Here is a 26,503-nt window from a genome sequence, read left to right as displayed (position 1 = left end):
GGATCACACGGTGACGCGGCGCAGGCGGGACTTGGGGGCCTCCTCGCCGGGGAAGACCCGCTTGACGCCGTCCCCGAGCGCGGTCTCGATGATGCGGATGTCGCGGACCAGGTGCTCCAGGCCGGCCGGCTCCAGCGAGGCGGCGTGGTCGGAGCCCCACATGGTGCGGTCCAGCGTGATGTGCCGCTCCACGGTCACCGCGCCGAGGGTCACCGCGGCGAGCGAGATCTGCAGGCCGCGCTCGTGGCCGGAGTAGCCGACCGGCACGCCGTACCGCTCCTGGAGGGTGACGATCGTGCGGAGGTTGGCCTCCTCCGGGGGGAGCGGGTAGGTGGAGGTGGCGTGCATCAGCACGAGCTTGGAGGTGCCGAGGATCTCCACCGCCCGGTCGATCTCCTCCAGCGTGGACATGCCGGTGGACAGGATGAGCGGCTTGCCGGTGGCGGCGAGCGCGCGGAGCAGCTCCAGGTCGGTCACGCCGGCTGAGGCGATCTTGTGGGTGACCACGTCCATGGACTCCAGGAAGTCCACCGACGGCACGTCCCACGGCGAGGCGAACCAGTGCAGGCCCCGCTCCCGGCAGTGGGCGGCGATCTCGGTGTACTCGTCCAGGCCGAACTCGGTCCTGAGCTTGTACTCCATGTAGGTCATCTCGCCCCACGGCGTCTGCCGGATCTGGTCGCGCTGTTCCAGCGGCACGCAGATCTCCGGGGTGCGCTTCTGGAACTTGACCGCCTGGCAGCCCGCCTCGGCCGCCACGTCGATGAGCCTGCGCGCGATGTCCAGGTCGCCGTTGTGGTTGATGCCGATCTCGCCGATCACGTAGACCGGCCGGCCGGCGCCGACCAGCGCGTCGCCGATCTGGACCGGCCTGGCGACCGGGGTGAGCCGCAGCTCGGCGCGGGGCGCGGGAGCGGGCACGGCCGCGGTCTCCGGGCGGGCCGCGAGGACCCGGTCGCACAGCTCCCGTACGGCTCCCGCCCCGCCGGGCCTGGTGAGCACGGTCCGGGCGGCGGCGCGGACCAGGGGGTGGGCGTCGGGGACCGTGACGGGCCAGCCGACGTCGCTCATCGGGCCCAGGTCGTTGACGTCGTTGCCGATGTAGGCGACGCGGGCCGGGTCCAGCCCTTCGATGGTCAGCCAGTCGCGCAGCACGGTCCGCTTGTCGGTCAGGCCCTGCAGGACCGGCACGCCCAGCTTGCGGGCGCGGGCGGCGACCACCGGGTTGTGCTCGGTGGACATGATCATCAGCTTGACGCCGGACCGGCGCAGCAGCGCGACGCCCATGCCGTCGGAGCGGCTGACCGCGACCATCTCGCGGCCGTCCTGGTCGACGTAGGCGCGGTCGTCGGTGTGCACGCCGTCGAAGTCGGTGATCACGGCGTCCACGTCGATCGGCTCGGGCCGGTCCACGAACGGCGCCAGCGCCCGGACGATCTCCAGGTCCTCGGCGGTGTCCACCTCGACGGCGTGCCGCGGCGGCACCTCCTGGACGGCGACGGCGCCGAAGAAGCGGTGGCCGTGCTCGCGCAGGCCCTCGGCGCGCATCACGTAGAACGCGCCGGTCTCACGGAAGTGCGGCTCGCGGTCCTGCCGGCGCGGCCGGAAGGACGGGTCGTGGTTGACGCCCGCGCCGGCGGCGCTCCAGAGGAACTCGTGCGTCCGCAGCCCGGAGAACACCACGTCGGCGGTGCCGTCGAGGACCTTGACGATGGCGGTGTCCAGGTCGGCGGGGTCGATGAAGGCGCTGGTGCACTGCACCAGGACGACCACGTCGGGGCTGTCGGACATGTGGTCGAGCACGTGCAGGACGGCCGACTCGCTGGAGGCGGTCGCGTCGCTCAGCTCCTCCGGCCGGTGGATCACGGTCGCTCCGGCCTCGCGGGCCACGGCGGCGATCTCCGCGTGGTCGGTGCTGACCACCACCTCGTCGATCAGCTCGGCCCGCACGCAGGCCTTCACCGCGCGGGCGACCAGGGGAGTGCCGCCCACCGCGGCCAGGTTCTTCAGCGGGACGCCCACCGAACCTCCACGGGCGGGGACAACGGCCAGGACTCGCAAGGTGGCTCCTCATGACATACGGCGAACGCCCCTGAACTGGGGTGTTTGAGGAACGCTAGTCACGGGGGTGGCCGGACAGGGGTGCCTGAGCTGAACGTCCAGAGTCGCCCGCCTGAACTTTCCGGGCGAGGTGGGAGCTCCGACACGGAAGGCGCCGCGGACGGCGTGAGTGCTGTCCGCGGCGCCCGTCATCCGGGGCGGTCCCTACTCGGCGAAGCGGCTCCGCGCGTCGTCGGAGGCCTTCTTGGCCCTGTCCTTGGCCTTGTCCGCCGCCTCCTTCGCCTTACCCTTGGCACGGTCGGCCCGGCCCTTGTCGGCCAGCCTTTCGTTGTCGACCGCCTCCCCCGCGGTCTCCTTGACCTTGCCCTTGATCTGGTCGAAGTTCGTCATCTTGCTCCCCCGTAGTTCAGGACCGATTGGTTATTTCCTCTCATAGCCAGATATGAGGTCACTAACCGTCACTTAACTAACTTTAAGTGACGAAATGCCTACTCATGGTGACGGAATGCGATGGGGGTCAGGCTGTCACGCCGATGGAGCCCATGAGCATCGGGAGCGCGCGTTCCAGGCCGCGCTGCCAGTACGGCCAGCTGTGCGTGCCGGGGCCGTAGAAGTCGACCGCCACCTCGGCGCCGTCCGCCCTGGCCCGCTCGGTGAAGGTGACGGCCTGGCGGAGCAGGGAGGTCTCCCCCTCGTCCACGGAGGCGGCGGGGGAGTCCAGCGGGCCGGGGGAGCCGTCCCCGCAGGAGACGAAGAGCCGCACTCCGCGCAGCCTCCCGGTGAGGTCGGACGGGTTGTGCGCGGCCCACTCCGGATCGCCCGGATCGCCCCAGAGCTTCCCGGAGTCCTCGCCGCTGCGACCGAGCAGCCAGTCGACGCCGCCGTTGCCGTCGCGGGTGTGCAGCACGCCCGAGAAGGAGGCGGCGGCCTGGAACATGCCCGGATGGCGGGCCGCGTAGGACATCGCGCCGAACCCGCCCATGGACAGCCCGGCCACCGCGCGGCGGTCCCCGGCGCCGTAGTCGCGCTCCAGGATCCGGCGGACCTCGGTCAGGTGGAAGCTCTCCCACCCGGGCCCATCGCGCCAGTCGGAGTAGAAACCGACCTCGCCGCCCTCGGGCACGACCACGACCGCCGGGTAGCGCGAGGTGAGCCTGGCGGCCTCCCCCCGGGTGACCCACGCGTCATACTCGGACTGGCAGCAGCCGTTCAGCAGGTACAGCACCGGCCACGGCCCCGAGCCCGGCCGCCAGCCCTCGGGCAGCAGCACGCGGACCATGCCCTCGCGGCCGAGCGCGGCGGAGGAGATCGTGAGCACGTGGTCGCGCTCGCTCAGCCGTTCGACCACGACGCCGGGCGATCCGCCGCGGCCGTCACCGCCGGGCAGGTCGCCGGAGGGTCCGGACGAGAAGGGTGTCAGCAGCGCGACGAGCACGGCCGTCACCGCCGCTCCGGCCAGCAGGAGCACTCCCAGGCGTACGGCTGTGCGGTTCACACGCCCAATCCTGGCGTTTCATCGGTGCCCCGTGAAGCCCGTCGACGGGATCCCCGGGATCGGTGCGGGCCGAATCCCGGGCAAACCCGTCGACCGGATGCCCGGACCGTCGACCGGATGCCCGGGGTCGGCGTGCCGGTCCCGGGGGTCAGCGCGGGCGCATCCCCGGGACCCGCGGGCCCTCGCCCTCGCCCTCGGGACCGGGTTCCGGTGTCAGGTGGCGCAGGAACCACTCCTGGGCCAGCCGGGCTACCTGCTCCAGCGTCCCGGGCTCCTCGAAGAGGTGTGAGGCGCCCGGAACCGTCTCCAGCCGCGTCTCGCCGCCCAGCCTGGCGGCCGCCTCGCGGTTGAGTTCGGCGACGACGGGGTCGTGCCCGCCGACGATCAGCAGCGTGGGCTGGTGGACCGAGCGGAGCGCCTCGCCGGCGAGGTCCGGCCGCCCGCCACGGGAGACGACCGCCTTGACGAGGGCGGGCCGCGCCGAGGCGGCGACGAGCGCGGCCGCCGCGCCCGTGCTGGCGCCGAAGAGCCCGGTGCGGAGGCCGGCGGTGGGCGGGTGCCGCACCAGCCAGTCGGTCAGCGCCACCAGCCGGACGGCGAGCATGCCGATGTCGAAGCGGAACTCACCCGTGCGGGCGTCGGCCCGTTCCTCCTCCGGTGTGAGCAGGTCGGCGAGGACCGTGGCCAGACCGGCCCTCTGGAGCTCGCCCGCCACGTGACGGTTGCGCGGGCTGTGGCGGCTGCTGCCGCTGCCGTGCGCGAACAGCACCATTCCGTGCGCCGGTCGCGGCACCACGACATCGGCCTCCAGCACGACGTCGGCGGCCGGGATCTCCAGGCGCTCAAGGTTCATCCGGACGGCGTTCATGGTGTCCTCCCTCGGATGAGGGGACCCGTCCCCGCCCCCGGGGCGGGGAGGCCGATCCGCCGCCGATCGGCGTGGTCCGTTGCTCTCCCCCGGATATGCCCGAATTGCGGCGGGCGAGACGGCGGTCCGGGGTGTTTTCCCGCCGGAAGGGATGCCCCGCCACCTGGCCGCGTGATCCCGCGCCGCCCTGCCCGCCGCCCGCCGCCGCGTGGGCGGGCCGGCCGTCCGCCGGCCGGATGTCCGGCACCGGAGGTTCGCTGACCGGACACTCAATCCGAAGGAGAAGAGCTGCGGTAAGACCAAATAGATGATACTAAAACGTTCTATCTCAACCTCAACGGCCGCTGGGAGTACGCCATCACCGCGCCCGTGCTCACCCCGCTGCGGCTCGGCGACCGCCGTCACCGGTGGTTCGGGCGTGCCGACGCCCAGGGCCGGGCCCGCTTCCGCACCGAGCTCCGCGACACCGTGGAGCACCTGCGCAATGTGGTGAGCCTGGCCGTCTGGGTGCCGTTCAACGAGGGCTGGGGGCAGTTCGACGCGGCGCGGATCGCCGCCGAGGTCGCCGAACTCGACCCCACCCGCACGGTCGACCACGCCAGCGGCTGGCACGACCAGGGCGGGGGCGATCTGAAGAGCCTGCACGTCTACTTCCGCCGCTTCCGCGTGCCGCGCCGGCGCCGCGGCGACCGGCGGGTCCTCGTGCTGTCGGAGTACGGCGGGTACAACCTGCGGGTGGACGGCCACGCGTTCAACGACAAGGACTTCGGCTACCGGCGGTACGGCTCGGCCGAGCAGCTCGGCGAGGCGTTCAGCCGCCTGCATGCCGAGCAGATCGTCCCAGCCATCCGGCGGGGCCTGAGCGCGACCGTCTACACCCAGCTCTCCGACGTCGAGGACGAGCTGAACGGGCTGCTCACCTACGACCGCGAGACGCTCAAGCTGCCCGCCGAGCTGGTGCGGTCGGTCAACGCGCTGCTGCGGCTGGAGTAGGCGCGCCGCTGCTGGCGGCGGACAACTGGATCGGGGCGCCGGAGACCGGCACGGGGACGGGCCGCGCCCCCCGGCCCCCTTCCGGGGCCGCGGGCGGTTCGCGCGCCCCTCCCCGGGGTACGTCGGTGCCGCCGGCCACCTCGCACGGGGGTGGGAAGGGGCGGGCGAAGGGGGAGAGGGATGCGCGGACTCGTGTGGATGAAGGACGGGGGCGCCGAATACGCCGAGGTGAGCCTCGCGTCGGAGCTGACGGCGGTCGGCGTGGCGATCGGGACGGACCCCGCGCCCTACCGCCTGGAGTACACCCTGCGGACCCTCCCCGGATACATGACCGAGCTGCTCTCCGTACGGGCCCATGGCGCGGGCTGGCACCGGGCGCTCGACCTGCGCCGCTCCGCCCACGGCAGCTGGTCGTGCGAGACGAAGGAGGAGGGGCGTCTCGGCGGGCCGCCGCCCGGCGGGGACATGAACGTCCTGAACGGCGCGCTCGACTGCGACCTCGGGCTCTCGCCGCTGACGAACACCATGCCGGTGCTCCGTCACGGCCTCGACAAGTGCGAGGGGCGGATGGACTTCGTCATGGCCTGGGTCCAGGTCCCGCACCTGCACGTGATCCGCCACCCCCAGCGCTACACCCACCTCGGCGCCGGCGCGGTGCGCTACGAGAGCGAGGGCTTCGGCGCCGACCTCACCTTCGACGCCGACGGCATCGTCACCGACTACCCGGGCCTGGCGAAGCTCGTCGCCCCCTGACGGCCCCTTACCCTCTCCGGCCGGCACCCTCCAGCAGGACGGCGTCCGCCTCGACCTGGACCGCGTCCAGGTCATCGGCGATCTCGGCGCCCGCGACCGCGTCGGGCAGCGCGTCCTCCATGCGCCGCAGCGGCCGGTACCACAGCCCCAGCGCGCCCCAGAGCATCAGCAGCGCACCGCAGACGACCAGCAGCAGCCCGACGCCGCGCCCCGGCCCCACTCCGACGATGTCACCGACGACCGTGTCCGCGAGAGGGCCACCCGGGACGAGCAGCGGGCCGAAGACGTCGTCGGCCAGCGACGGCGCGGTGAGGAACGCCACCGGCGTCATCGACACCGCCAGCATCTGGTTGGTGGCCAGCACCCGGCCCTGCAGCTCCAGGCCGACCTTGAGCTGGATGAGCGCCAGCCAGTGCGCGTTCAGCACGGTGAGGAACACCCACGACATCAGCCCGCCGAAGGCCGCCAGCGCCAGCGAGGGCCGCAGCCCGACCAACAGCACCCCGGCCCCGAAACCGATCACGAAGCCGACCATGCCGATCGCGCGACGCTCGGTGCCGCCCCAGAACACCATGACCAGCGAGCCGAGCACCGCGCCCACGCCCTGCATCGCGGTCACCGCGCCCACGCCCGCGACGTCGCCGAACGACAGCACCGCGGGCACGGTCACGGCCAGGGCGAGCATGTTCAGGTAGTTCATCACGACGAAGAACCCGATCATGATCATCAGGGGGCGGCGCCGTACGAGGAAGCGCCAGCCGCCGATGATGGCCTGCCCGAAGGACTCCTCCAGGCGGTGGAACAGCCGGTCGGGGAAGCGGACCAGCAGCAGCGTGCCGAGCCCGGCGAGGAACGTGACGATGTTCACGGCCACCACGCCGTGCAGCCCGACCAGCGCGATGAGCGCGGCGCCGCCCAGCGGGCCGATGAGCATGCCCAGACCGGTACCGAGGTTCGCCACCGCGTTGGCCTGCATGAGGTACGGCTTAGGGACCAGCTGCGCCACCGCCGCCAGGTAGGCGGGCCGGTGGAAGGCCGTCACCAGCGACAGCAACCCGGCGATGATCCCGACCTGCCAGACCTCCAGCCGCCCCAGCCACAGCAGGATCACCAGGATCGCGGTGGCCGCGGCTGAGACGCCGTCGCACACCAGCATGACCCGCCTGCGGTCCACCCGGTCGGCGACCGCGCCGCCCAGCGGCGCCGCCAGCAGCGACGGCAGCAGCGCGAGCATGCTGACCAGGGCGTAGTCCAGCACCCGGCCGCTCTCCTGGTAGGCCCACACGCCCAGCGCGAAGGAGGTCAGCGCGGCACCGAGCAGCGACACGGTCTGCCCGGCCGCGACGGTGTAGAAGCGGCGCAGGTCCCGGCGGGCGCTCCGGCCCGCGACCTCGACCTCCCCGACCGGCTCGGGCAGGTCGCCGCCGGCCCAGCGGTCCAGGTGCTCGGAGATGTGCCGGGCCAGGGGCTCGGCCTGGTGCTTGATGAAGTAGTGGCCGGCCCGGGGGATCGTGGCCAGCCCCACCCGGTCGGCGAACGCCCCCCACTCCCGGTAGCGCTCCTGGTAGAGCTCGGTCGCGCGGTCCCGCTCGCCGATCACGCACAGCAGCGGCGCCTTGAGCCTGCGCTCCTCGCCGGCGGGGGCGTCGAGGTGGCGGCTGAACCAGACCTGCGCCTCCTCAACGTCGTGCCGCAGGCCGCGCAGCATGATCTCGGTGTCGCCGAAGTCCTCGTCCAGGGCGCCCAGCGTGCGCAGGAAGTCGCGCTGGGTGCGGTCGGAGGCCCAGCGGTGGGCGGGGAACCTCCGGTTCCACCAGGCCGACAGCCGTCCGGGCAGTCGAGCGTCGGGGAAACTGCCGCCGACGAAGACGCCGGCGACCGGAGTCCCGGACGCCTCCAGCCGCAGCGCCAGCTCGGTCGCGGCGGCCGAGCCGACGCAGTGGCCGTACAGCACGATCGGGCCGGAGATCCCGGCCAGCTCGGCCACGATCCGGTCGGCCAGCTCCGGCATCGGCAGCATGGCCTCGTCGGGCCGCGCCGGGTCGTGCCCCGGCAGCTCGACGGCGAGCACCGCCGTGGTGGGGGAGGTGCGGGCCAGCGCGGTGGCGAGCGGCTGGTAGGCGGCGGCCGAGCCGCCGCCGTAGGGCAGGCAGACGACGGTACGGCTCGCCGTGCGCGGACCGGCCAGCCGGTGCAGCAGCCCGGCCGGGGCCTCGGCGCCGCCGTCGAGGTGGGCGGCCAGCTCACGGACCGTGGGCCGGGTGAACAGGTCGATCACCCGCAGCGCCGGGTCGATCTCCCGGACCGCCCGCACCGCCCGGAAGGAGTCGCCGCCCAGCGTGAAGAAGTCGTCGTCGACGCCGACGTCCGCCACGCCCAGGACGTCCGCCCACACCGCGGCGATCCGCACCTCGGTCGGCGTGCTCGGCGCGACCCGCTCCGCGGCGGGCGCCGCCTCGGGGATCGGCAGGCGGGCCCGGTCGACCTTGCCCAGCGGGGTGAGCGGCAGCTCGTCGAGGACGACGATCGCGGACGGGACCATGTAGTCGGGCAACCGCTCGCGCAGCCCCGCCCGGATCACGGCGAGGTCCACCGAGGCGGGTGCGATCCAGGCGGCCAGCCGCCGGGAGCGTCCCTCGCCGACCGGCAGCACCGCGGCCTCCCGGACCCCGGGCTGCTCCTGCAGCGCGGCCTTCACCTCGCCCAGCTCCACCCGGAAGCCCCTGATCTTGACCTGGTCGTCGACCCGGCCGAGGAACTCCACCAGCCCGGCGGAGTTGAGCCGGACCCGGTCGCCGGTGCGGTAACAGCGGGCGGTTCCGGTCACCGGGTCGGGGACGAACCGCTCGGCGGTCAGGTCGGGGCGGTTCAGATAGCCGCGGGCCAGACTGGGACTGGCCACCCAGAGGTCGCCCGGCACCCCGGCGGGCAGCGGACGGCCCGCGGGGTCGACCACGTAGCAGTCGACGCCGGGCAGCGGACGGCCCAGCGGGACCGACCCCGCCCCCGACGGCGGGTCGGGAACCCGGCCGCCGAGCACCGAGACCGTCGTCTCCGTCGGCCCGCAGTGGATCTGCACCTCCAGGTCGGGGCGGGCCACGCGGATCCGCTCGGCCAGCTCCCACGACGTCGCCTCACCGGCGAGGATCAGCAGCCGGCGCGGCAGCATCCGGGCCAGGTCGCCGTGGGCGGCCAGCAGCTCCAGATGGCTGGGCACCATCTTGATCACATCGACGGGATGCGTCGCGAGATAGGCGGCGTACGCCACCGGGTCGGTGGCGGCCTCCTGGTCCACCAGATGGACCGAGGCGCCCCGGATGAGCGCGCCGTACAGGCAGGTCATGACCAGGTCGGAGGCGATCGTGGAGACCAGGCCGTAGGACTCGTAGGCGTCGGGCACCAGTTCGGTCAGGCCGTACAGGTAGTGCAGCGCCGACCGGTGCTCGATCGCGGCGCCCTTGGGCCGCCCGGTGGAGCCGGAGGTGAAGATCACGTGCACGAGGTGGCCGGGGGTGACGTCGACCTCCAGGGGCTCGTCGGGCCCGGCGGCCAAAAGGTCGGGCAGGACCAGTGCGCCGGGGACCCGGCCGGCGTGCTCGCGATCGGCCAGCACGACCCGCGCGCCGGCCGTCTCCACCATGTAGGCGAGGCGGTCGTCGGGGTAGACGGGCTCCATCGGCATGTAGGCGCCGCCCGCCCGCAGCACGCCGAGGAGCGCGGGGACCAGCCCGGCGTGCCGGTCGACCAGCACGCCGACCGGCACGTCCGGCCCTACCCCGGCCGCGACCAGGTGGCGGGCCAGGCGGTTGGCCAGCCGGTCCACCTCGCCGTAGGTGAGCGATCCGGAGGCGTCCACCGCGGCGATCGCCTCCGGCGTGCGCCGCGCCCGGTCGCCGACCACCGCGTGCAGCGGCCGGGTCAGGTCCATCGGTATCCGCGCGCCCGCGGCGACGGGCCCGGTCACCGGCTCCAGCGGTACGGCCGCCGCGGGCGCGTCCAGGTCGGCGAGCATGCCCTCCAGCAGGTTCAGGTACCAGCCGGCCATGCGCCGCACGGTCGGCTCGTCGAACAGGTCGGTGCGGTAGGTGAGCTCGCCGTCGTACTCCTCGCCCTCGTTGACGAAGGCGAGATTGAGGTCGTACTTGGTGGTGCGCGGCGCGGGTGGCGCGTGCTCCACGACCAGGCCGGGGAAGTCCAGCGCCCGGGGGCGGTCGTCCAGGACGTTGAGCAGCGCCTGGAAGATCGGCGTGGTGGCGAGGCTGCGCTCGGGGTGCAGGTGCTCCACGATCCGCTCGAAGGGCACGTCGCGGTGGGTGAGGGCGTCCAGCACGGCGCCGTTGGTCCGGGCCAGCAGCTCGCGGCCGGTCGGCTCGCCGGACCTGTCACCGCGCAGGACGAGCGTGTTGACGAAGCAGCCGAGCATGTGCGCGGTGTCGGGGTGGAGCCGTCCCGCCTCGGGCACGCCGACCGGCACGTCGTCGGTGCCGGAGATCCGGCCCAGCAGCTCCTGCCAGGCGGCCAGCAGCACCATGAACGGGGTGCAGCCGGTCTCGGCGGCGACCCCGCGGATCCGGGCGGTCAGCGCAGGCGCCAGCCGTACCGGGACGGCGGCGCCCGACCAGTCGGCGATCGACGGCCGGGCCCGGTCCACGGGCAGGTCCAGGACCGGTTCGAGCCCGGCCAGCCGTCCGGCCCACCAGGCGAGGTCGCCCTCCGGCCGCCCGGCCAGCCACGCCGCGTAGTCGGCGTACTGCACCTTCGGCGGTGCGGGCGGCTCGGCCATGCCGAGCCGTGCCGCGTACAGGGCGGCCAGCTCGGCCAGCGCCAGGTTCCGCGACCAGGCGTCGAAGGCGATGTGGTGCACGGTCAGCGCCAGGACGTGCTCGTCGGCGCCGGTGAGGCGGAGCAGCAGGGCGCGGGCGGGCGGCTCGGAGTCCAGCGCGAACGGGCGGGCGAGCTCCTCCTGCAGCCGCGCCTCCAGCAGATCGTGGTCGTCGAGGTCCTCGACCGTGATCGGGACCCGGTCGGCGTCGACCGGGGTGGCGCCCTCGTCGGTGACCAGGCTGCGCAACACCTCGTGCCGGTCCGCGAGGTCGCGTACGGCGCCCAGCAGCGCGGCGGTGTCCAGCGGGCCGCGCAGCCGTACGGCGGCGGGCACGTTGTAGGCGGCCCGGTCGTCGAGTTGGGCGAGGAACCACAGCCGTGCCTGGGCGGGTGACAGCGGAGCGGGGCCGCCGGCCGCCTCCCTGACGGGGATCGCCGGGGCGGCCTGGGCGGCGGTGCGGCGCGCGGTCGACAGCCGGGCCGCGAGGGCGCTCCGGCGCTCGTCGCTGACGGTCATGAGATCTCCTTCGCCGGTTCCGCGACCAAGGTGCGGTGTCTGCTGATGGTCTCGACAAGCTCGGTCATGAGTCCGCCTCCAGGTCGGCCAGCAGCAGGGCCTCAAGTCGCGCGGCGTAGTCGGCCAGCCTCCGCCGTTCGAACAGCAGGCGCACGGGCACCCGCAGGTCCAGGGCGGCGCTCAGCCGGGCCGTCACGAGGGCGACGGCCACGGAGTGACCGCCGAGCGCGAAGAAGTCGTCGTGCGCGCCGAGGTCGGAGCGGCCCAGCACGGCGGCCCACACCTCGGCGACCAGCAGTTCGGCCTCGGTGCTCGGCGACACCCGCGAGGCCGCACCGCCGGGTTCGGGCAGAGCGGTGCGGTCCACCTTGCCGGAGGCCGTGACGGGCAGGGCGTCCAGGAGCACCCAGCGGCGGGGGACCATGTAGTCGGGGAGCCGGGAGCTCAGACGCCGCTCCAGCTCATCGGTGCCGGTCCCCGGCGGCGCGACGAGGTAGCCGACCAGGTGGTCGCCTCCGTACACGGTCACGGCCGCGTCGGCGACGTTCTCGCGGAGCACGGTCTCGATCTCGCCCAGCTCGATCCGGTGGCCGCGGACCTTCACCTGCTGATCCCGGCGGCCGAGGAAGTCGAGCGTGCCGTCGGGCCGCCAGCGGGCCAGGTCGCCGGTACGGTAGCGGCGCCCGCCCAGCGGGTCCTCGGTGAAGGCCGCGGCGGTCAGCTCCGGCCGGCCCCGGTAGCCCCTGGCCACGCCGGCGCCGCCGACCCACAGCTCGCCGGGCCTTCCGGCGGGCAGCACGCGGCCCGCCCGGTCGAGCACGTAGGCCCGCTCCCCGGCCAGTGGCGTGCCGATCGGCACCTGGTCGCCGACCGGGGCCGTGACCTGGAGCATGGTGGAGTAGATCGTGGTCTCGGTGGGGCCGTAGGCGTTCCACAGTTCGGCGACCCGCTCCAGCAGGTCGCCGGCGAGGGCGGGGTCGAGCACCTCGCCGATGCTGACCACGCGCACGTCCCCGCCGCGCCAGCCGGAGGCGACCAGCATGCGCAGCGTCGTCGGGGTCGCGGTCATCAGCGTGACCCCCGCCTCCTCGATCCGCCGCGCGACGGCCCGCCCGTCAAGCGCGTCGTCACGGCCCAGCAGCTCCAGCCGCAGGCCGTGGCAGAGGCTCACCCACAGGTCGAAGCCGAACACGTCGAACGAGAACGGGGTCAGGCCGAGCATCACGTCGTCGGGCCTGATCCCCGGGGCGATCGTCATCGAGGCGACGAACGCGGCGAGGTTGGCGTGGGTGACCTCGACGCCCTTGGGCCTGCCGGTGGAGCCGGAGGTGTAGAGGACGTAGGCGAGGTCGCGGGGTTCCACCCGGGAGGGATCATCGGGATCCGTCCCGTCCTGTACGGCTTCCGCCGAGGGCAGTCCGGCCAGATCGACGACGGTGTCGCCCAGCTTCCCGGCCACCGCCAGCCCCTCGCCCGCCGCGATGATCACCTTGATGCCGGCGTCGTCGACCTGGTGGCGGAGCCGCTGGAGCGGGTGGCCGGGGTCGAGCGGAACGTAGGCGGCACCGGCGAGCAGCACGCCCAGCAGCGCCGCGGGGAGGTACCGGTCGCGGGGCAGGCACACGCCCACGCAGGCGCCCGCGGCCGCCGGGCCGAGCGCCGCGGCCACCCGTCGCGACCAGCCGGCCAGCTCGCCGTAGGTGAGGACGCCGCCGGCGTCGACGACCGCCGGGGCGTGCGGGCGCCGTACCGCCTGCTCCAGCACCGCCTCCACCACGGTCCGCGGCACGTCGGCGGGCAGCGGCACGCCGGTTCCCGCGGCCAGCAGCGCCGCCCGCTCCTCGGCGCCGACCACCTCGAACGCCGACAGCGGCCGGTCGGGGTGGGCCGGCGCGTCCACCAGCAGGCGGACCAGCCGGTCGGTGAGGACCTCGGCCCCGGCCCGGTCCAGATACTCCACGTCGTACTCGACCTGGAGCTCGGGCCCGGCCGCCGTGGCGTTGACGTAAACGATCAGCGGCGCCTGGGCGCTGCCCGCGTCCAGCTCGCCGATCAGGTCCACGCCCACGCCCTCGCGCTCCAGGGAGAGGGGGACCTCCGACGGCTGGATCGAGAGCGTGACAGGGGTCAGCACCGCGCCGGGCGGGCGCTCGACGCCACTGGCCTCGGCCCGCTCCCACGCGGACAGCGCGCGGTGGTCCATCACGCGGGCGGTCACGGCTCCCGCGTGCCGTACGGCCGCGCGCAGCGACAGCCCGTCCTCCAGGCGCAGCCGCACCGGCAGCACGTCGACCAGCACGCCGACCACGGCCTCCAGGCCGGGCTCGGCGCGATCGGCCACGGCGGCGCCGAGGACGACGTCCCGCCGGTCGGTCAGCCCGGCGACCAGCATGCCGAGCACGGTCAGGTAGACCGCGAACGGGGTGGCGCCGCAGTCGGCCGCGAGTTCGCCGACCCGCGCGACCGTCGCCGGGTCGATCGGGCGCACCAGGCGCTCGCCGCGCAGGCGGCTGGGGCCGTCGTCCGGGCGGGGCAGCAGCTCGTACGGCGGGACCGCCCCGGCGAGCTCCTCGGCCCAGAAGGCCCGCAACGCCTCGGCGTCTCCGGCGGTCGCCTGCTCGCGCAGCGCGACGTCGCCGAGCTGGAGCGGCGGTTCCGGGACGCCGCCGGAGTGGGTGAGCCCGTCGAGGAGCTCCCGCATGACGATCCCCAGCGACCAGCCGTCGAACGCGGTGTGGTCGGTGAGGAGCACCAGCTCCGCGCTGTCCGGTCCCGACCACAACAGGGTGGCCCGCAGCAGCGGCGACACCCGGGTGATGTCGAAGTCATGGGCGACCGCGGCCCGCCGCAGCGCGTCGGCCTCCTCCGCCGAAGCCGGGCGGTGCTCGTCCAGCGGCACCGCCACCGGCGGCCCGATCTCGACGGTCGCGTTGTCCACGGCGACGGCGCGCAGCGCCTCGTGGCGGCGCACGATCGCGTCCAACGCGGCCCGCAGCGGCTCCGCAGAGGTGAGGCCGCGCAGCCCGAGCCGGAAGGCGATGGCGGTGGCGCCGGGGTTGTGGCTGACCTCGCGCAGCAGGAGCATGCCGCGCTGGTCCCCGGTCAGCGGGTAGCGGATCCGCCCGGCATGGCGGACCAGCGGCGTCACGGCGGCCGGGGCGGCCTCGGCGACGTACGACGCCAGCTCCGCGACCGTGGGCCGTGCCAGGAACGTCGTCAGCGGGACGTGGACCCCGAGCGCGTGCTCGACCCTGGCGCAGATCTTGGCGGCGGCCAGGGAGTGCCCGCCCAGGTCGAGGAAGTGGTCGTGGACGCCGATCCGTTCGGCGCCGAGCACCTCGGCGGTGATGGCGGCGAGCCGCCGCTCGGTCTCGTCGCGGGGGGCGACGTACTCCTTCCGGGCCGCGTCCACGGTGGCGGCGGAGGCCGGGGTGGGGGAGTCCGGGGCGGAGGAGAAGGTCACCGCGGGAAGCCGGGAGCGGTCGGCCTTCCCCGTGGGGCCCACGGGGATGGCGTCGAGGAACACGATCCTGGAGGGGATCATGTAGTCGGGCAGCCAGTCGCGCAGCCAGGACCGCAACCGCCCGTCGTCGAGGCCGGGACCGGCCGGTTCGACGTAGGCGACCAGCCGCCGGGTGCCCTCCTCGTCGATGGGGGCGAGCACGACGGCGTGGTTCACCAGCGGGTGGCGTACCAGCCTGCCCTGCACCTCGCCCAGCTCGACGCGGAAGCCCGCGACCTTCACCTGGTCGTCGATCCGCCCCTCGTAGAAGTGGACTCCGCCCTCTCTGCGGACCAGGTCGCCGGTGCGGTAGTGGCGCACGCCTCCGGCGTCGGTCACGAACCGCTCGGCGGTCAGCTCGGGCCGGTTCAGGTAGCCTCGGCCGACCAGCGGACCGGCCACCCACAGCTCGCCGAGCTCGCCGTCGCCGAGCGCCTCGCCGCCGGCGCCGCGCACCGACAGCTCCGACCAGGCGTACGGCGTGCCGATCGGCGGCTCGCCCGTCTGGTCCCTGGCGATCTCGTGAGCGCAGCAGTGCACGGTGCACTCGGTCGGTCCGTACAGGTTCATCATGCGCCGCACGCCGGGGTTGGCGAAGACGCGGTCGGCCAGCGCCCGGCTCACCGGTTCGCCGCTGGACAGCACCGTGCGTACCCCCGGGGGCAGCGGTTCCCGCAGCAGCGCGGTCAGCGCCGAGGCCGCCGCGCTGATCATCGTGACCTCGTCCCTGGCGGGCAGGGTGTGCAGTGCGAGGGGGTTCTCCGCCATGATCACCGTGCCGCCCAGCAGCAGGGGGAGGTAGAGCTGGGGGACGGACGGATCGAAGCAGACCGAGGTCGAGGCGAGGAACCCGGCCAGTTCCTCGGCGGTGAAGTGGTCGGCGTCCCAGCGCAGCAGCGTCATCACGTTGCGGTGTTCGATCACGACGCCCTTGGGGCGGCCGGTCGAGCCGGAGGTGTACATGACGTAGGCCAGGTCGGCCGGGTCGCTCGGCAGGTCCGGATCATCCTGCGGACGGTCACCGACCGTGTCCACCAGGATGAGGTCGCGCCCCGGCAGCCGCGCCGCCAGCGCCGTGGAGGTCACCACGTGTGACACTCCGGCGTCCTCGACGATGAACTCCAGGCGGTCGGCCGGATAGGCCGGGTCAAGCGGCACGTAGGCGGCGCCGGTCTTCCAGACGCCCAGCAGCGCCGCGATCAGCGTCTCGTCGCGGTTCAGGCACACGCCGACGGTCGATCCTCGCCTTACTCCCCGGGAGGCGAGTTCGTGTGCTATCCGGTTGGCCTGGGCGTTGAGGGCGGTGTAGGTCGTGCGGGTCGTCCCCGCGATGATCGCCGTGCGCTGCGGGGTCCGCCGCGCCTGCTGCTCGAAGGCCTTGTGGACAGGTTCGAGCAGGGCAAGTTTGCCAGCCACCTCTGATCTCCTCTTGGCGTACGGAAAAGGGGGCATAGGCCGTACGACGGCAAGGGTGACAAAGGGCGTTCTGGCAAGGTAGGGCAAAGATCGTTTTGTTACCTTAACGGTATTGGTTAGGACAAATTACCCATGGATGGGATTCGGCGGCCCCGTGTGCCGTGCTGCGGACGCGGCCCCCGGGAGTTCGCCGGCCGCCGTCGCGGCCGGCGAACCATGACCTACCTCAGGTACGGCCCCGCCGTACCGACCTTGCCGGGCGCCGGGTTGCCGGGCAGTGACAGGACGTAGGCCCGCATGTTGCCCTTGCCGCCGCCGGTGATCGTGAGCGTCCCGCCGGTCACGGCCTTGCTGTCACCGGTGACCGCGTCGACGTAGGTGCCGTTCGGGACGCCGGTGAAGGTGGCGCCCCCGGAGACCGAGACCAGCACGAAGCTGTCCACCGCCCCCTGGGTGAAGCGGCGCTTGTAGGCCATCTGGCCCGTGACGCCCTCGGTCGAGTACTGCCCCTTCTGCAGTGCCGGGATGGCCCGGCGGATCTGGTTGAGCCGCTGCACGTGCTTGACCAGCGGCTTGTCCAGCGTCTGCGCCACCGCGCCGGTGGCCGCGGAGACGACGCCGAAGCCGGAGGCGGTGACGCTGCCCGCGAGGTGGTCGCCGTAGTAGGCGCGGCCGGTGGTCGCCAGCGGGCAGGTGGGCCCGCAGTCGATCCGCTGCCCCTTCTGGAACTCGATCTCCGAGCCGTAGTAGAGCGTCGGGATGCCGCGGAAGGTCCACATCAACGACATGTTCTCCGCCCACGCGTCGGTCCCGCCGGTGTAGCGCTCGTTGGACTTGTTGGGGCCGTAGTCGTGGGAGTCGACGTAGACGGTGTTGTAGGTGGCGTCGTTGTAGCTGTCGTCGGAGTCCTTGCCGTTGTTGAAGGCGTTGGGCGCGTCGCCGAAGTTCATGTGCATGCGCATGTCGATGACGTTCATGCCGGAGAACTTCGAGCGGTCGGGCGCGTGGTAGGCGTTGCCGCGCAGGAAGGCGTTGTCGGTGGTGGGCTGGTTGCCGGTGCCCATCAGGTTCTCGTAGTCGAACTGCTCGACGACCGCCCTGGCGTCGTCGGGGCTGAACTCCCTGCGCTCCTTCCAGGTGTAGAACTGCGCGGAGTGGTTGACCGAGCCGCGGTTCCACTTGTCGTTGACGAACGCCCCGACCTCGCCGAAGACGTAGAAGTCCTTGCCCTTGTCCCCGTGCGCGGCCACGGCGTGCTGCCGCAGGGCCGGCAGGAAGCGGCGGTTCCACATCAGCCGCGATACGTGCACGGCGGTGTCCACGCGGAAGCCGTCGACGCCCATGTCGATGTACTTGTTGTAGGCGTCGATCAGGTAGTCCTGCACCGCCTTGTTCTCGGTGTTGAGGTCGGCCAGGTCGTCGTGGAGCCAGCAGCTCTTGGAGTCCGAGCCCTCCCAGTTGCCGATCCAGCACTGGTGATAGGACTGCGCGGGGAACATGCCCGAGGTGGGGCTGGGCCACTGGCAGTTGTGGATGGTGAAGCCCTCGGGGCTCTTCCACTGGGTGGGCGTGCCGTAGTCCCTGCAGGTGTTGCCCGCCGGGGCCGCGGTGGACCACAGGTCGCCGTTGTACGGCCTGCCCTTGGCCATCTCGTTCTGCCTGGCCGTCATCTCCGGGTCGTCGCCCTGGTGCTCCTCCATCGGGTCGTACTCCTTGCCCGGGACCTTCTCGCTGTAGAGCCACTTCCACTGCTCGTCACGCGCGCCCCACACCGGGGGGACGTACAGCCCCTTGGCTCCCCAGCGGGAGCTGTGGTTGTAGACCACGTCCTGGAAGATCTTGATGCCCTTGGCGTGCGCCTTGTCGATCAGGTCCTGGTAGGTCGCGCCGGGGGTCTCCAGCCGCGTGTCGACGCGGTGGAAGTCCCAGCCGTGGTAGCCGTGGAAGTCGTAGTCGGAGCGGTTGAGCACGACCGGGGTGATCCACAGCGCGGAGAAGCCGAGGCCCTTGATGTAGTCGAGCTTGTCGATCAGGCCCTTGAAGTCGCCGCGGAACATCGGGTCGTTGTTCCTGGCGTTGCCCGAGACGGTGTGCCGGCCGCCGCCCCGGTTGTTGGAGGTGTCGCCGTCGTTGAAGCGGGCGGTCATCACGAAGTAGATGGAGTCCTCGCGCGGGTCGCCGCCCAGCGGCGGGACGGCGACGCCGGCCAGGCCGACGACCGTGACGATGAGCAGCCGGAGAGCGCGTCGGGGGGATGAGCGCATGGGGTCTCCTCCGTGCGGAGCGGTGGGGCGGTCCCGGGCTCACCGGAGCACGGGACCGCGAGGGGCCCCGGACTCCACCGGAGTCCGGGACCGCGAGGGGGTGGTCCCGGGCTCTACGGGAGCCCGGGACGGCCGATCGGGCCGCGGCCCGGCCGGATGGTCAGCGCCAGGTGTCGTCGCGCGTCACGGCGCCGCCGGACGGGGTGGTGAAGGAGCGGTTAGGGTCGCTCTCCCAGGTCACCGAGCCGTCGGGGTTCTTCTTGACGTACTTGTAGGAGACCGCCGTGCCGGCCGGCAGGCTCACCGTGGCCTTCCAGACCGGATAGCTCGCCGACGACAGCGCCACGGCCTTGGCGGGGTCCCAGCCGCCCAGCTCCTCGACGTCGCCGACGACGAAGACGTTCTGGCCGTAGTAGGTCGTCACGTTCGCGTTGAAGGAGGCGGCGACCTCGCCCGGGTTGACCGTCGGGGTCGGGCTGGGGCCGGGGCCGCCACCGGTGTGGATGGCGACCGCGCCCTTGGCGGGGACGGTCACCGAGGCGGTGCCGTTCGAGCCGACCGTCACCGAGCCGCCGCCCAGGTCGTCGGCGTAGGTCCCGGCGGGCAGGCCGGTGCTGAAGGTCCGGGTGACGGAGCCGCCCTCGTTGTTGATCGCGACCCAGCCCTTGCCGCCGCGGCTGAAGGCGATCACGTTGTTGCCGTTGTCGTACCAGTTGCCGACCGGGGTGCCCGCGACGGCCCGGTTGAAGCCGACCATCCCGCTCATCTGGCGGTGGAAGCAGGTCCACCGCCCGTTGCCGCAGTCGGCGTCGGTGACGAAGCCGCCGTTGGCCGACGGGGGGCCGCCCTCGCTGTTGTTCCAGGTGAAGCCGGAGTAGACGCGCGGCGTGCCGTACGGCCACGCCAGCATGAAGACGTTGGCCAGCTTGTAGGCGGCGCCGTACTTGTAGTTGAGGGTGGAGCCGTTGCGCTCGGTGTCGTGGTTGTCGACGAAGACCACGGCCTTGTCGCTGGGCACCGACAGGCCCCAGCTCTGGCCGAAGGTCGAAAGCCACTTGATCTGACCGGTGAACTGCTCCTTCATCTTGCGGCCGTACACGAACTCGTGCACGTCGCCGATGCCGGTGTACTGGCTCGGTGTGACCGCCTCGTTGTCGCCCTGGATGACCTCCTGGTGGATGTACGGCGAGCCCCTCAGCTTGGACTTGATCGCCGCCAGGTCGCCGGGGTTGATGTGCTTGGCGGCGTCGATGCGGAAGCCGTCCACGCCGAGGTCGGTCAGCTTGTTGAGGTAGCCGGCGATCTGGTCGCGGACGTAGTCGGAGCCGGTGTTGAGGTCGGACAGGCCGACCAGCTCGCAGTTCTGCACCCGCCAGCCGTCGTTGACGTAGTCGCCGTTGTTGATCCCGCAGGTGGGGGAGTGGAAGTCCCAGGAGGAGTAGAGCCCGGGGTAGTTGTACTTGCCGAAGTCGTAGCCGCCGTAGCTTCTGCTGCCCTGGCCGGTCATGTGGTTGACGACCGCGTCGGCGTGGACCTTGACACCCGCGGCGTGACAGGCGTTCACCATGTTCCGAAACGCGTTCTCGTCGCCGAACTTGCTGGTCAGGGTGTAGCGGGCGGGCTGGTAGATGTCCCACCAGACCGAGCCGCCCTTGCTCATCGAGTCGCTGGGCGGGGAGACCTGGACCGCGCCGTACCCGGCGGGGCCGAGCACGTCGGTGCACTCGCGCGCGACCGAGTTCCAGTTCCAGTTCCACAGCTTGACGATCGGGCCGGGCGTGGGCGGCGCCGCCTGGGCGGGGGTGCTGAGCGCCGCGGGCACCACCACGACGGCGCCTGCCAGGGCGCTCAACACCGTGGTGACAATGACTTTGTAGGATCTCATGCGGGGGCCTCCAGGGTTGTGGACGGGTTCCCTTGATCGGGCCGGGTGCTGCAACACCCGGCCCGAGCTCTTCTCCGGTCAGGACCGCACGAAGACGGCCACCGTGCGGGCCGGGACCGTCAGCGTGCCGGTGGTGGGATCGAAGGTCGACTGCTTCACGACGGCGTCGTCGCCGGCCGTCTGGACGGGGTGGAGCGTCACCTGGGCGTCCTTCAGCGCGGCCACGGTCTGCGGCTGCGCCTCGGGGGTCGCGTTGAAGACGACGGTGATCGACTTCCAGCGCGGGTCGATGCCCGAGGCGTCCAGGTGCATGGTGACGACACCCGGGGTCTCCGCGGCGCCGCTGGTCGGGAAGGTCAGCCGCTTCTGCACCTCGGCCAGGGAGCCGAGCGCGAAGGCGGGCGAGGAGGATCGGATCTTCAGCAGCTCGCCGTACCTGGCCCGCGCGGAGCCGATCGAGGCGCAGTCGGGCCGGAGCGCCGGGTCGGCGAGCAGCGGCCTGGCGTAGGCCCACTTGTCCTCGTTGTCGGCCCTGGGCGGCAGGCCCGCGCCGAAGCCGTTGCCCTGCGAGCAGTCCCACAGCAGCCGGTTGAACCAGTCGCCGGAGTCGAAGGAGTTGCGGTCGAGCGACTTCGAGCGCAGCCGCTCGCTGCCCGCGTGGACGAAGGAGGTGCCCTGCGCCAGCACGGCCGTGGCCAGGGAGAGCGACTGCATCCGCACCCGGTCGGCCATTGTGGTCGCCTGCGGCAGCTTGTAGGCCAGGGCGTCGAACAGCGTCTCGTTGTCGTGGGCGTCCACGTAGGTCACGACCTCGCCGGGCGAGGCGGTGTAGCCGGCCGGGGAGCCGTTGTAGTCGACCTCCGAGCCCTTGACCTGCCTGCCGCCGGAGGCGGTGAAGGTGTAGTCGCGCAGGTTGCCGGTGAGCCCCACCTTGATCAGGTCCTGGTAGCCCAGGAGGCGGGCCCGCTGCTGCTCGGCCGTGCCGTTGGCCGGCGATCCGTTGGGCGCGCCGGCCAGGCCCGAGCCGAAGCCCTGGACCCGGGGGTCGGCGTCGAAGGGGCTGCCGCCGCGCACCGCGTCACGCAGGCGGTCGCTGAAGGTGCCGATCCCGGTGCCCGCCATGTTGAGCTGGGTGGCCTGCTCGAAGCGGGCGTCGTCGGCCACCTCGCCGAAGTTCCAGCCCTCGCCGTACATGATGATCGACTTGCCGTCCACGCCGTCCTTGGCGAGGGTCAGCCCGTCCAGGGCCTTGCGGACCGCGAGCATGTTCGCCTTCGGGTGGTGACCCATCAGGTCGAACCGGAAGCCGTCCACCTTGTAGTCGCGGGCCCAGGTGACGACGGAGTCGACGACGAGCTTGCCCATCATCGCGTGCTCCGGCGCGGTGTTGGCGCAGCAGGTGGAGGCGGCCACGGCGCCGTCGTCGAGCAGCCGGTGGTAGTAGCCGGGCACGATGCGGTCGAGCACCGAGGTGGGCTCCTGGCCGGCGGCGTGGGTGTGGTTGTAGACCACGTCCATGACCACCCGCAGCCCGGCCCCGTTCAGCCCCGCCACCATGCCCCGGAACTCCTTGATCCGGCCGGAGCCGTCCGGGTCGGACGCGTAGGAGCCCTCGGGCACGGTGTAGTGCCGCGGGTCGTATCCCCAGTTGAAGGCGTCCTTGGCGGCGACCTTCGCGACGCAGGCCTGCTGCTGGTCGGAGTCGGCGGGCATCGAGGCCAGGTCGCAGTCCGGCTCGGCGCGGTCGGACTTCCTCTCAGGGACGGTCGCGATGTCGAAGACCGGCAGCAGGTGCACGTGGGTCAGGCCGTCCTCGGCGAGCTTGCGCAGCTCCTTCATCCCGGCGCCGTCCCCGGCGAACGCCGCGTAGGTGCCCCGCCGGTCCGCCGGGACCGAGGCGTCGGAGGCGGAGAAGTCACGCACGTGCAGCTCGTAGACCGACGCCCGGTCCTGGGGCACGGCCTCGGGCTTGGCCAGGGAGGACCAGCCGCCGGGCGCCAGGGACCGGTCGGACAGGTCCACCACCTGGCTGCGGACCGAGTCGGCGGCCAGCGACAGGCTGTAGGGGTCGGTCACCTCGTTGGTGACGACCTTGCCCGCCGCGGGGGAGTAGACCGTGACCAGGAAGGTGTAGTAGCGCCCCTTCCAGGAGGGCAGGCCCCGCACCGACCAGACGCCGGTCTCGTCGTCGCGCCGCATCTCGTGGACGGTACGGCCGCCGCCCGCGGCGTCGCGGTGGAGCGCCAGCTCGACCTTCCGGGCGGTCGGCGCCCAGACCGACAGCCTGGGGGTCCCGCGCCAGACCGGGCCGAGCTCGGCGCCGGCCGCCTTGGCGTAGACGTCGTCGAGCACGCCGGGGATCTGCACGCCGGTGGCGGTGAGCAGGACACCCGAGGCGTCCCGCTCGACGGCCACGACCTGGCCGCGCAGCGCCTTGCCGATCAGGCCGGCGTCGCGCGGGTCCACCTTCAGCGCGGTGTGGCCGGCCAGGTGCGGCCACTTGGCCCTCTGCGCGTCGGTGAGCGCGCCGGGGATCAGCCGGATGATCCGCAGGTCGCCGGTGAGGTCCCCCTTGGCGTAGGCGATGTCGCCCTTCTCCGAGAAGGCCAGGGAGTGGTGGAGCGAGGCGGACGGCTCGACCTTCCAGGCGACGGTGTCCCGGTCGATCCAGTGGGCCGCCGACTTGCTCAGGTCGGCGTCCGCGCCGCGGGCCGGGGGCTGGGGCAGCAGGTGGCCCTCGGTGGCCGCCACCCGCCAGACCTCGTGGCCCGCGGCGGTGAGGTCCAGTGCCTGGTTGTCCGGCAGGTCCTTCTCGTCACCCTTGTGGATGATGTAGCTCACGTTCTTCGCCCCATCGGTCAGGGGGACGCGGAAGTGGACTCCGAATCCGTCCTCACCCGCCGGCTGGAGCGGGGTGGCCCACTCGGTGGGAGTGGCCACGTCACCCCACAGGTGTAGTCCCCAGCCCTGGTAATTCCCGTCCGGCCGGTGGTAATGCAGTATCGCGACGTTCTCGGCCGCGGCCCGGGTCGGATGGACCTCCGCCACGCCCGAGCCGACGTAGGCGTCCGGCTGGAGGGCGGGGGTGAACGTCTGGTCGGGGCCGGGGTCCTTGGTGTCACCCTTGTGGATGATGTGGTTCACCGGGGCGGAGGCGTTCTTCAGCGGGAGCTTCCAGAACGCGCCGTAGGTGTCGGTGCCGTCCGGCGGGCGCGGCGCGGCCCATTCGGTGGGCACTCCGTCGGCGAGCCCGTCGCCCCACAGGTGCAGGCCCCAGCCCTGGTAGTTCCCGTCGGGGCGGCGGTAGTGGACGGTCGCGTAGCCCTGGGCCGCCGCGCGGGAGGCGTGGGTGGCGGGGTCGCCCGACGCCAGCCAGACCTCGCCGGTCCTGGCCGGGTTGACGACGCGGTCGCCGCCGTCCTTCTCGTCGCCCTTGTGGACGATGATCCCGACGTTGGAGGCGCCGGGCTTCAGCTTGATCCAGGCGAACCTGCCGTAGGAGTCCTCGCCGGTCAGCGGGAGCGGGCTGCCCCACTCGGTCGGCTTGTCGACGTCGCCCCAGACGTGCAGGCCCCAGCCGTCCGCGTCCTCGCGCTGGTAGTGCACGACCAGCCAGTCGCGCTTGACCGCGCCGGGCTCCTCCGGGGCGGGCTCGGGGCCGACGGCGGCCGTCGCGGTCGCCGAGGCGAACCTGCCGGCGGAGTCCTTCACGACCGCCTTGTAGGCGATCTCCGTGCCCGCCGGGATGTCGCGCAGGTCGTGGAAGACGCGGAAGGTACGGCTCGCGCCCGGCACGGCGTTGGGCGCGTCGTCGGTGCCGAGCACCCGCCAGGAGCCGCCGCCCACCTTGGCGGCGAAGGTCACCTGATCGAAGCCGGTCCCCGGCACGGTCGCGGTGACGGGGATCCGGCCGTCCTCGGCGGTCCCCCTGATCTCGGCGCCGGGCAGGGCGATCGAGACCGCCGGGGCCGCCGCCGGGGCGGCGAGCCGTGCCGAGGCCCGGTAGACCACCGACGACAGGGCCGGCACGGTCACCGCCAGCCTGGTGTCCGCACCCGTCGTGAGCGCCGCGGCGGCCTCGCCGTACACCTTGGTGAAGGCCGCGCCCGCCGAGAAGGTCGGCACGTTCACGGCCGCCGGCTGCTCGGCGTTGTTGACCGCGACGACGTATTCGACCTGCGCCCTGGCGTCGATCCTGGAGAAGGCGTAGACGCCGCCCTCGGCGAGGCGCTCGATCTGGGCGCCGTCGGCCAGGGCCGGGTGGGCGTCACGGAGCCTGGCCAGGGCGGAGATGCCCTGGTAGAGCGGGTGGCCGGGGACGAAGTTGTCCTGGGCGTGGGTGGCGTCGGTGCCGATCAGGTCGTCGCTCAGGTAGCTGCCGGTCCGGGAGGCGAACATGGAGGCGCGGGCGTCCTGGTCGCCTCCCTTGCCGGTGAAGCCCTGCTCGTCGCCGTAGTAGACAACAGGCTGGCCCCGGGTGAGATACATCAGCTCGTGGGCGAGCAGGTCCCTGCGCAGGAGTTCGGAGTCGGCGGCGCCGGGGTTGTCCTGGGCGACGAACCTGCCGATGCGGCCCATGTCGTGGTTGCCGAGGAAGGTCGGCAGCGACGCCGCGTTGCCGTCGGCGTCGGTGTGGTGGTCGTCTCCGGCGAAGAGCCGGGCCAGCCTGGCGGCTCCGGCCGTACCGCCGCTGAAGGAGCGGGCGGCCTCCTGGAACGGGAAGTCCAGGGTGGCGTCCATCCCGCCGCGGGTGGAGTAGCGGCTGGTGAAGGCAGGGTCGCTGGAGTAGACCTCGCCGAACATGAAGAACCGCTTGTTGCCGAGTCCGGCCGCGTAGCCGCGCAGGGCGGGGGAGAACCTCTCCCAGAACTCCATGTCGACGTGCTTGGCGGTGTCGATGCGGAAGCCGTCGAGACCGGTGTCGCGCACCCAGGTCGTGTAGATGTCGGTCATGCCCCTGACGACCTCGGGCCGTTCGGTCCACAGGTCGTCGAGTCCGAAGAAGTCGCCGTACTGGTCGTTCTCGCCGCTGAAGGTGGAGTCGCCCCGGTTGTGGTACATCGTCGGGTCGTTCAGCCAGGACGGGGTCTTGGCGTTCTCGGGCGCGACCGGCGTGTAGGGGAAGGAGCCGGTGCCGACCTTGGGGAAGGTGTCCCCGCCGGCGTATCGCCGGTCGTCGAACGGCCTGCCGTCGACGTCCACGTAGGGGTAGGCCCCCTTCGACCGGTAGGAGGAGGTCTTCTCCCGGTAGTCGATCACGTCGGCGGTGTGGTTGGTGATGATGTCGAAGAAGACCTTCATCCCGCGCCGGTGCGCCTCGCGTACGAGCTGTTTCATCTGGGCGTTCGTGCCCAGGTGCGGGTCGATCCGGGTGAAGTCGGTGATCCAGTAGCCGTGGTAGCCGGCCGAGGCGTTCGCGCCCGTGCCCTGGACGGGGCGGTTCCGGAACGCCGGGGTGATCCAGATCGCGGTGCTGCCGAGGTTCTTGACGTAGTCGAGCTTCCCGAGCAGCCCCTTGAGGTCGCCGCCCTGGTAGAAGCCCTTGTGCGTGGGGTCGTAGCCGGTGGCGTTCCGGTCGCCGGACAGCCCGCCCCGGTCGTTGCCGGTGTCGCCGTTGGCGAACCGGTCGGTCATCGCGAAGTAGAAGCGCTCGCGGCTCAGGTCGGCGCGGAGCGCGTCCCGGGCGAGGTCGCGGTCCGCGGGCGCCGCCGTACGGCTCAGTTCGGAGATCACGGGGGCGGCGGACGGCTGGGGCGCCGCCACGGCTCCGGCGGGCGGGGCCGGTGGCCGTGCCGCCGCGGCGGGGGAGAGGGGTGCGGTGAGGGGGATGATCAGGGCCGCGGTGAGGACGGCACCCGACAGGAGGGTCGCTCTCGCGCGTCGTGGGAGGAGTGGCCAGACCACCGGGGGGCCTCCGCTGAGTTG

General features: G+C 72.6%; 11 protein-coding genes. 2 read left to right on the top strand and 9 right to left on the bottom strand.

Annotation, left to right across the window (positions count from 1 at the left end):
• Positions 1 to 3: 3 nt before the first annotated feature.
• From BM085_RS08400 to BM085_RS08385, 4 genes are all read right to left on the bottom strand, one after another.
• A complete protein-coding gene (locus tag BM085_RS08400) occupies positions 4 to 2,061 on the bottom strand; it encodes an N-acetylneuraminate synthase family protein (protein WP_093886424.1) in 2,058 nt (685 codons plus the stop codon).
• A 204-nt stretch (positions 2,062 to 2,265) separates the two neighbouring features.
• Positions 2,266 to 2,451, bottom strand: coding sequence for a CsbD family protein (locus tag BM085_RS08395; protein ID WP_093886423.1), 186 nt, complete (start codon positions 2,449 to 2,451; stop codon positions 2,266 to 2,268).
• Between the two features lie 127 nt (positions 2,452 to 2,578).
• The gene (locus BM085_RS08390; protein ID WP_218158649.1) at positions 2,579 to 3,556 is read right to left on the bottom strand and encodes an alpha/beta hydrolase; all 978 of its coding nucleotides are present in this window, start codon (positions 3,554 to 3,556) and stop codon (positions 2,579 to 2,581) included.
• A 148-nt stretch (positions 3,557 to 3,704) separates the two neighbouring features.
• Positions 3,705 to 4,424 (bottom strand): dienelactone hydrolase family protein, encoded by a 720-nt coding sequence (locus tag BM085_RS08385; protein WP_093886422.1) that lies wholly within the window; start codon positions 4,422 to 4,424, stop codon positions 3,705 to 3,707.
• Positions 4,425 to 4,793: 369 nt separating this feature from the next.
• Here BM085_RS08385 and BM085_RS08380 point away from each other — a divergent pair, with 369 nt between their 5' ends.
• Both BM085_RS08380 and BM085_RS08375 read left to right on the top strand, forming a co-directional pair.
• Positions 4,794 to 5,417, top strand: a complete 624-nt coding sequence (locus tag BM085_RS08380; protein ID WP_245789201.1) for a hypothetical protein — start codon at positions 4,794 to 4,796, stop codon at positions 5,415 to 5,417.
• 180 nt (positions 5,418 to 5,597) lie between these two features.
• On the top strand, positions 5,598 to 6,170 hold the full coding sequence (locus BM085_RS08375; RefSeq protein ID WP_093886421.1) for a putative glycolipid-binding domain-containing protein: 573 nt from the start codon (positions 5,598 to 5,600) through the stop codon (positions 6,168 to 6,170).
• 7 nt (positions 6,171 to 6,177) lie between these two features.
• On the opposite strand, the gene BM085_RS08370 is transcribed toward BM085_RS08375, so the two are convergent.
• The 5 genes from BM085_RS08370 to pulA all read right to left on the bottom strand — a co-directional run bounded on the left by BM085_RS08370 (position 6,178) and on the right by pulA (position 26,482).
• Positions 6,178 to 11,511 (bottom strand): non-ribosomal peptide synthetase/MFS transporter, encoded by a 5,334-nt coding sequence (locus BM085_RS08370; protein WP_093886420.1) that lies wholly within the window; start codon positions 11,509 to 11,511, stop codon positions 6,178 to 6,180.
• 64 nt (positions 11,512 to 11,575) lie between these two features.
• Complete coding sequence (locus BM085_RS08365) at positions 11,576 to 16,429, bottom strand: non-ribosomal peptide synthetase (protein WP_177245002.1); 4,854 nt, start codon at positions 16,427 to 16,429, stop codon at positions 11,576 to 11,578.
• 221 nt (positions 16,430 to 16,650) lie between these two features.
• Complete coding sequence (locus BM085_RS08360; RefSeq protein ID WP_245789200.1) at positions 16,651 to 18,693, bottom strand: alpha-amylase family glycosyl hydrolase; 2,043 nt, start codon at positions 18,691 to 18,693, stop codon at positions 16,651 to 16,653.
• Positions 18,694 to 18,853: 160 nt separating this feature from the next.
• Complete coding sequence (locus tag BM085_RS08355) at positions 18,854 to 20,578, bottom strand: carbohydrate-binding module family 20 domain-containing protein (protein WP_093886418.1); 1,725 nt, start codon at positions 20,576 to 20,578, stop codon at positions 18,854 to 18,856.
• A 78-nt stretch (positions 20,579 to 20,656) separates the two neighbouring features.
• The gene (pulA, locus tag BM085_RS45195; RefSeq protein WP_218158648.1) at positions 20,657 to 26,482 is read right to left on the bottom strand and encodes a pullulanase-type alpha-1,6-glucosidase; all 5,826 of its coding nucleotides are present in this window, start codon (positions 26,480 to 26,482) and stop codon (positions 20,657 to 20,659) included.
• Positions 26,483 to 26,503 lie beyond the last annotated feature (21 nt).

Origin of the sequence: Streptosporangium canum, assembly GCF_900113865.1 — a bacterium.
GTDB lineage: Bacteria > Actinomycetota > Actinomycetes > Streptosporangiales > Streptosporangiaceae > Streptosporangium > Streptosporangium canum.
Note: the sequence above shows the minus strand (reverse complement) of the source record. Positions and strands in the feature narration are given on the sequence as shown.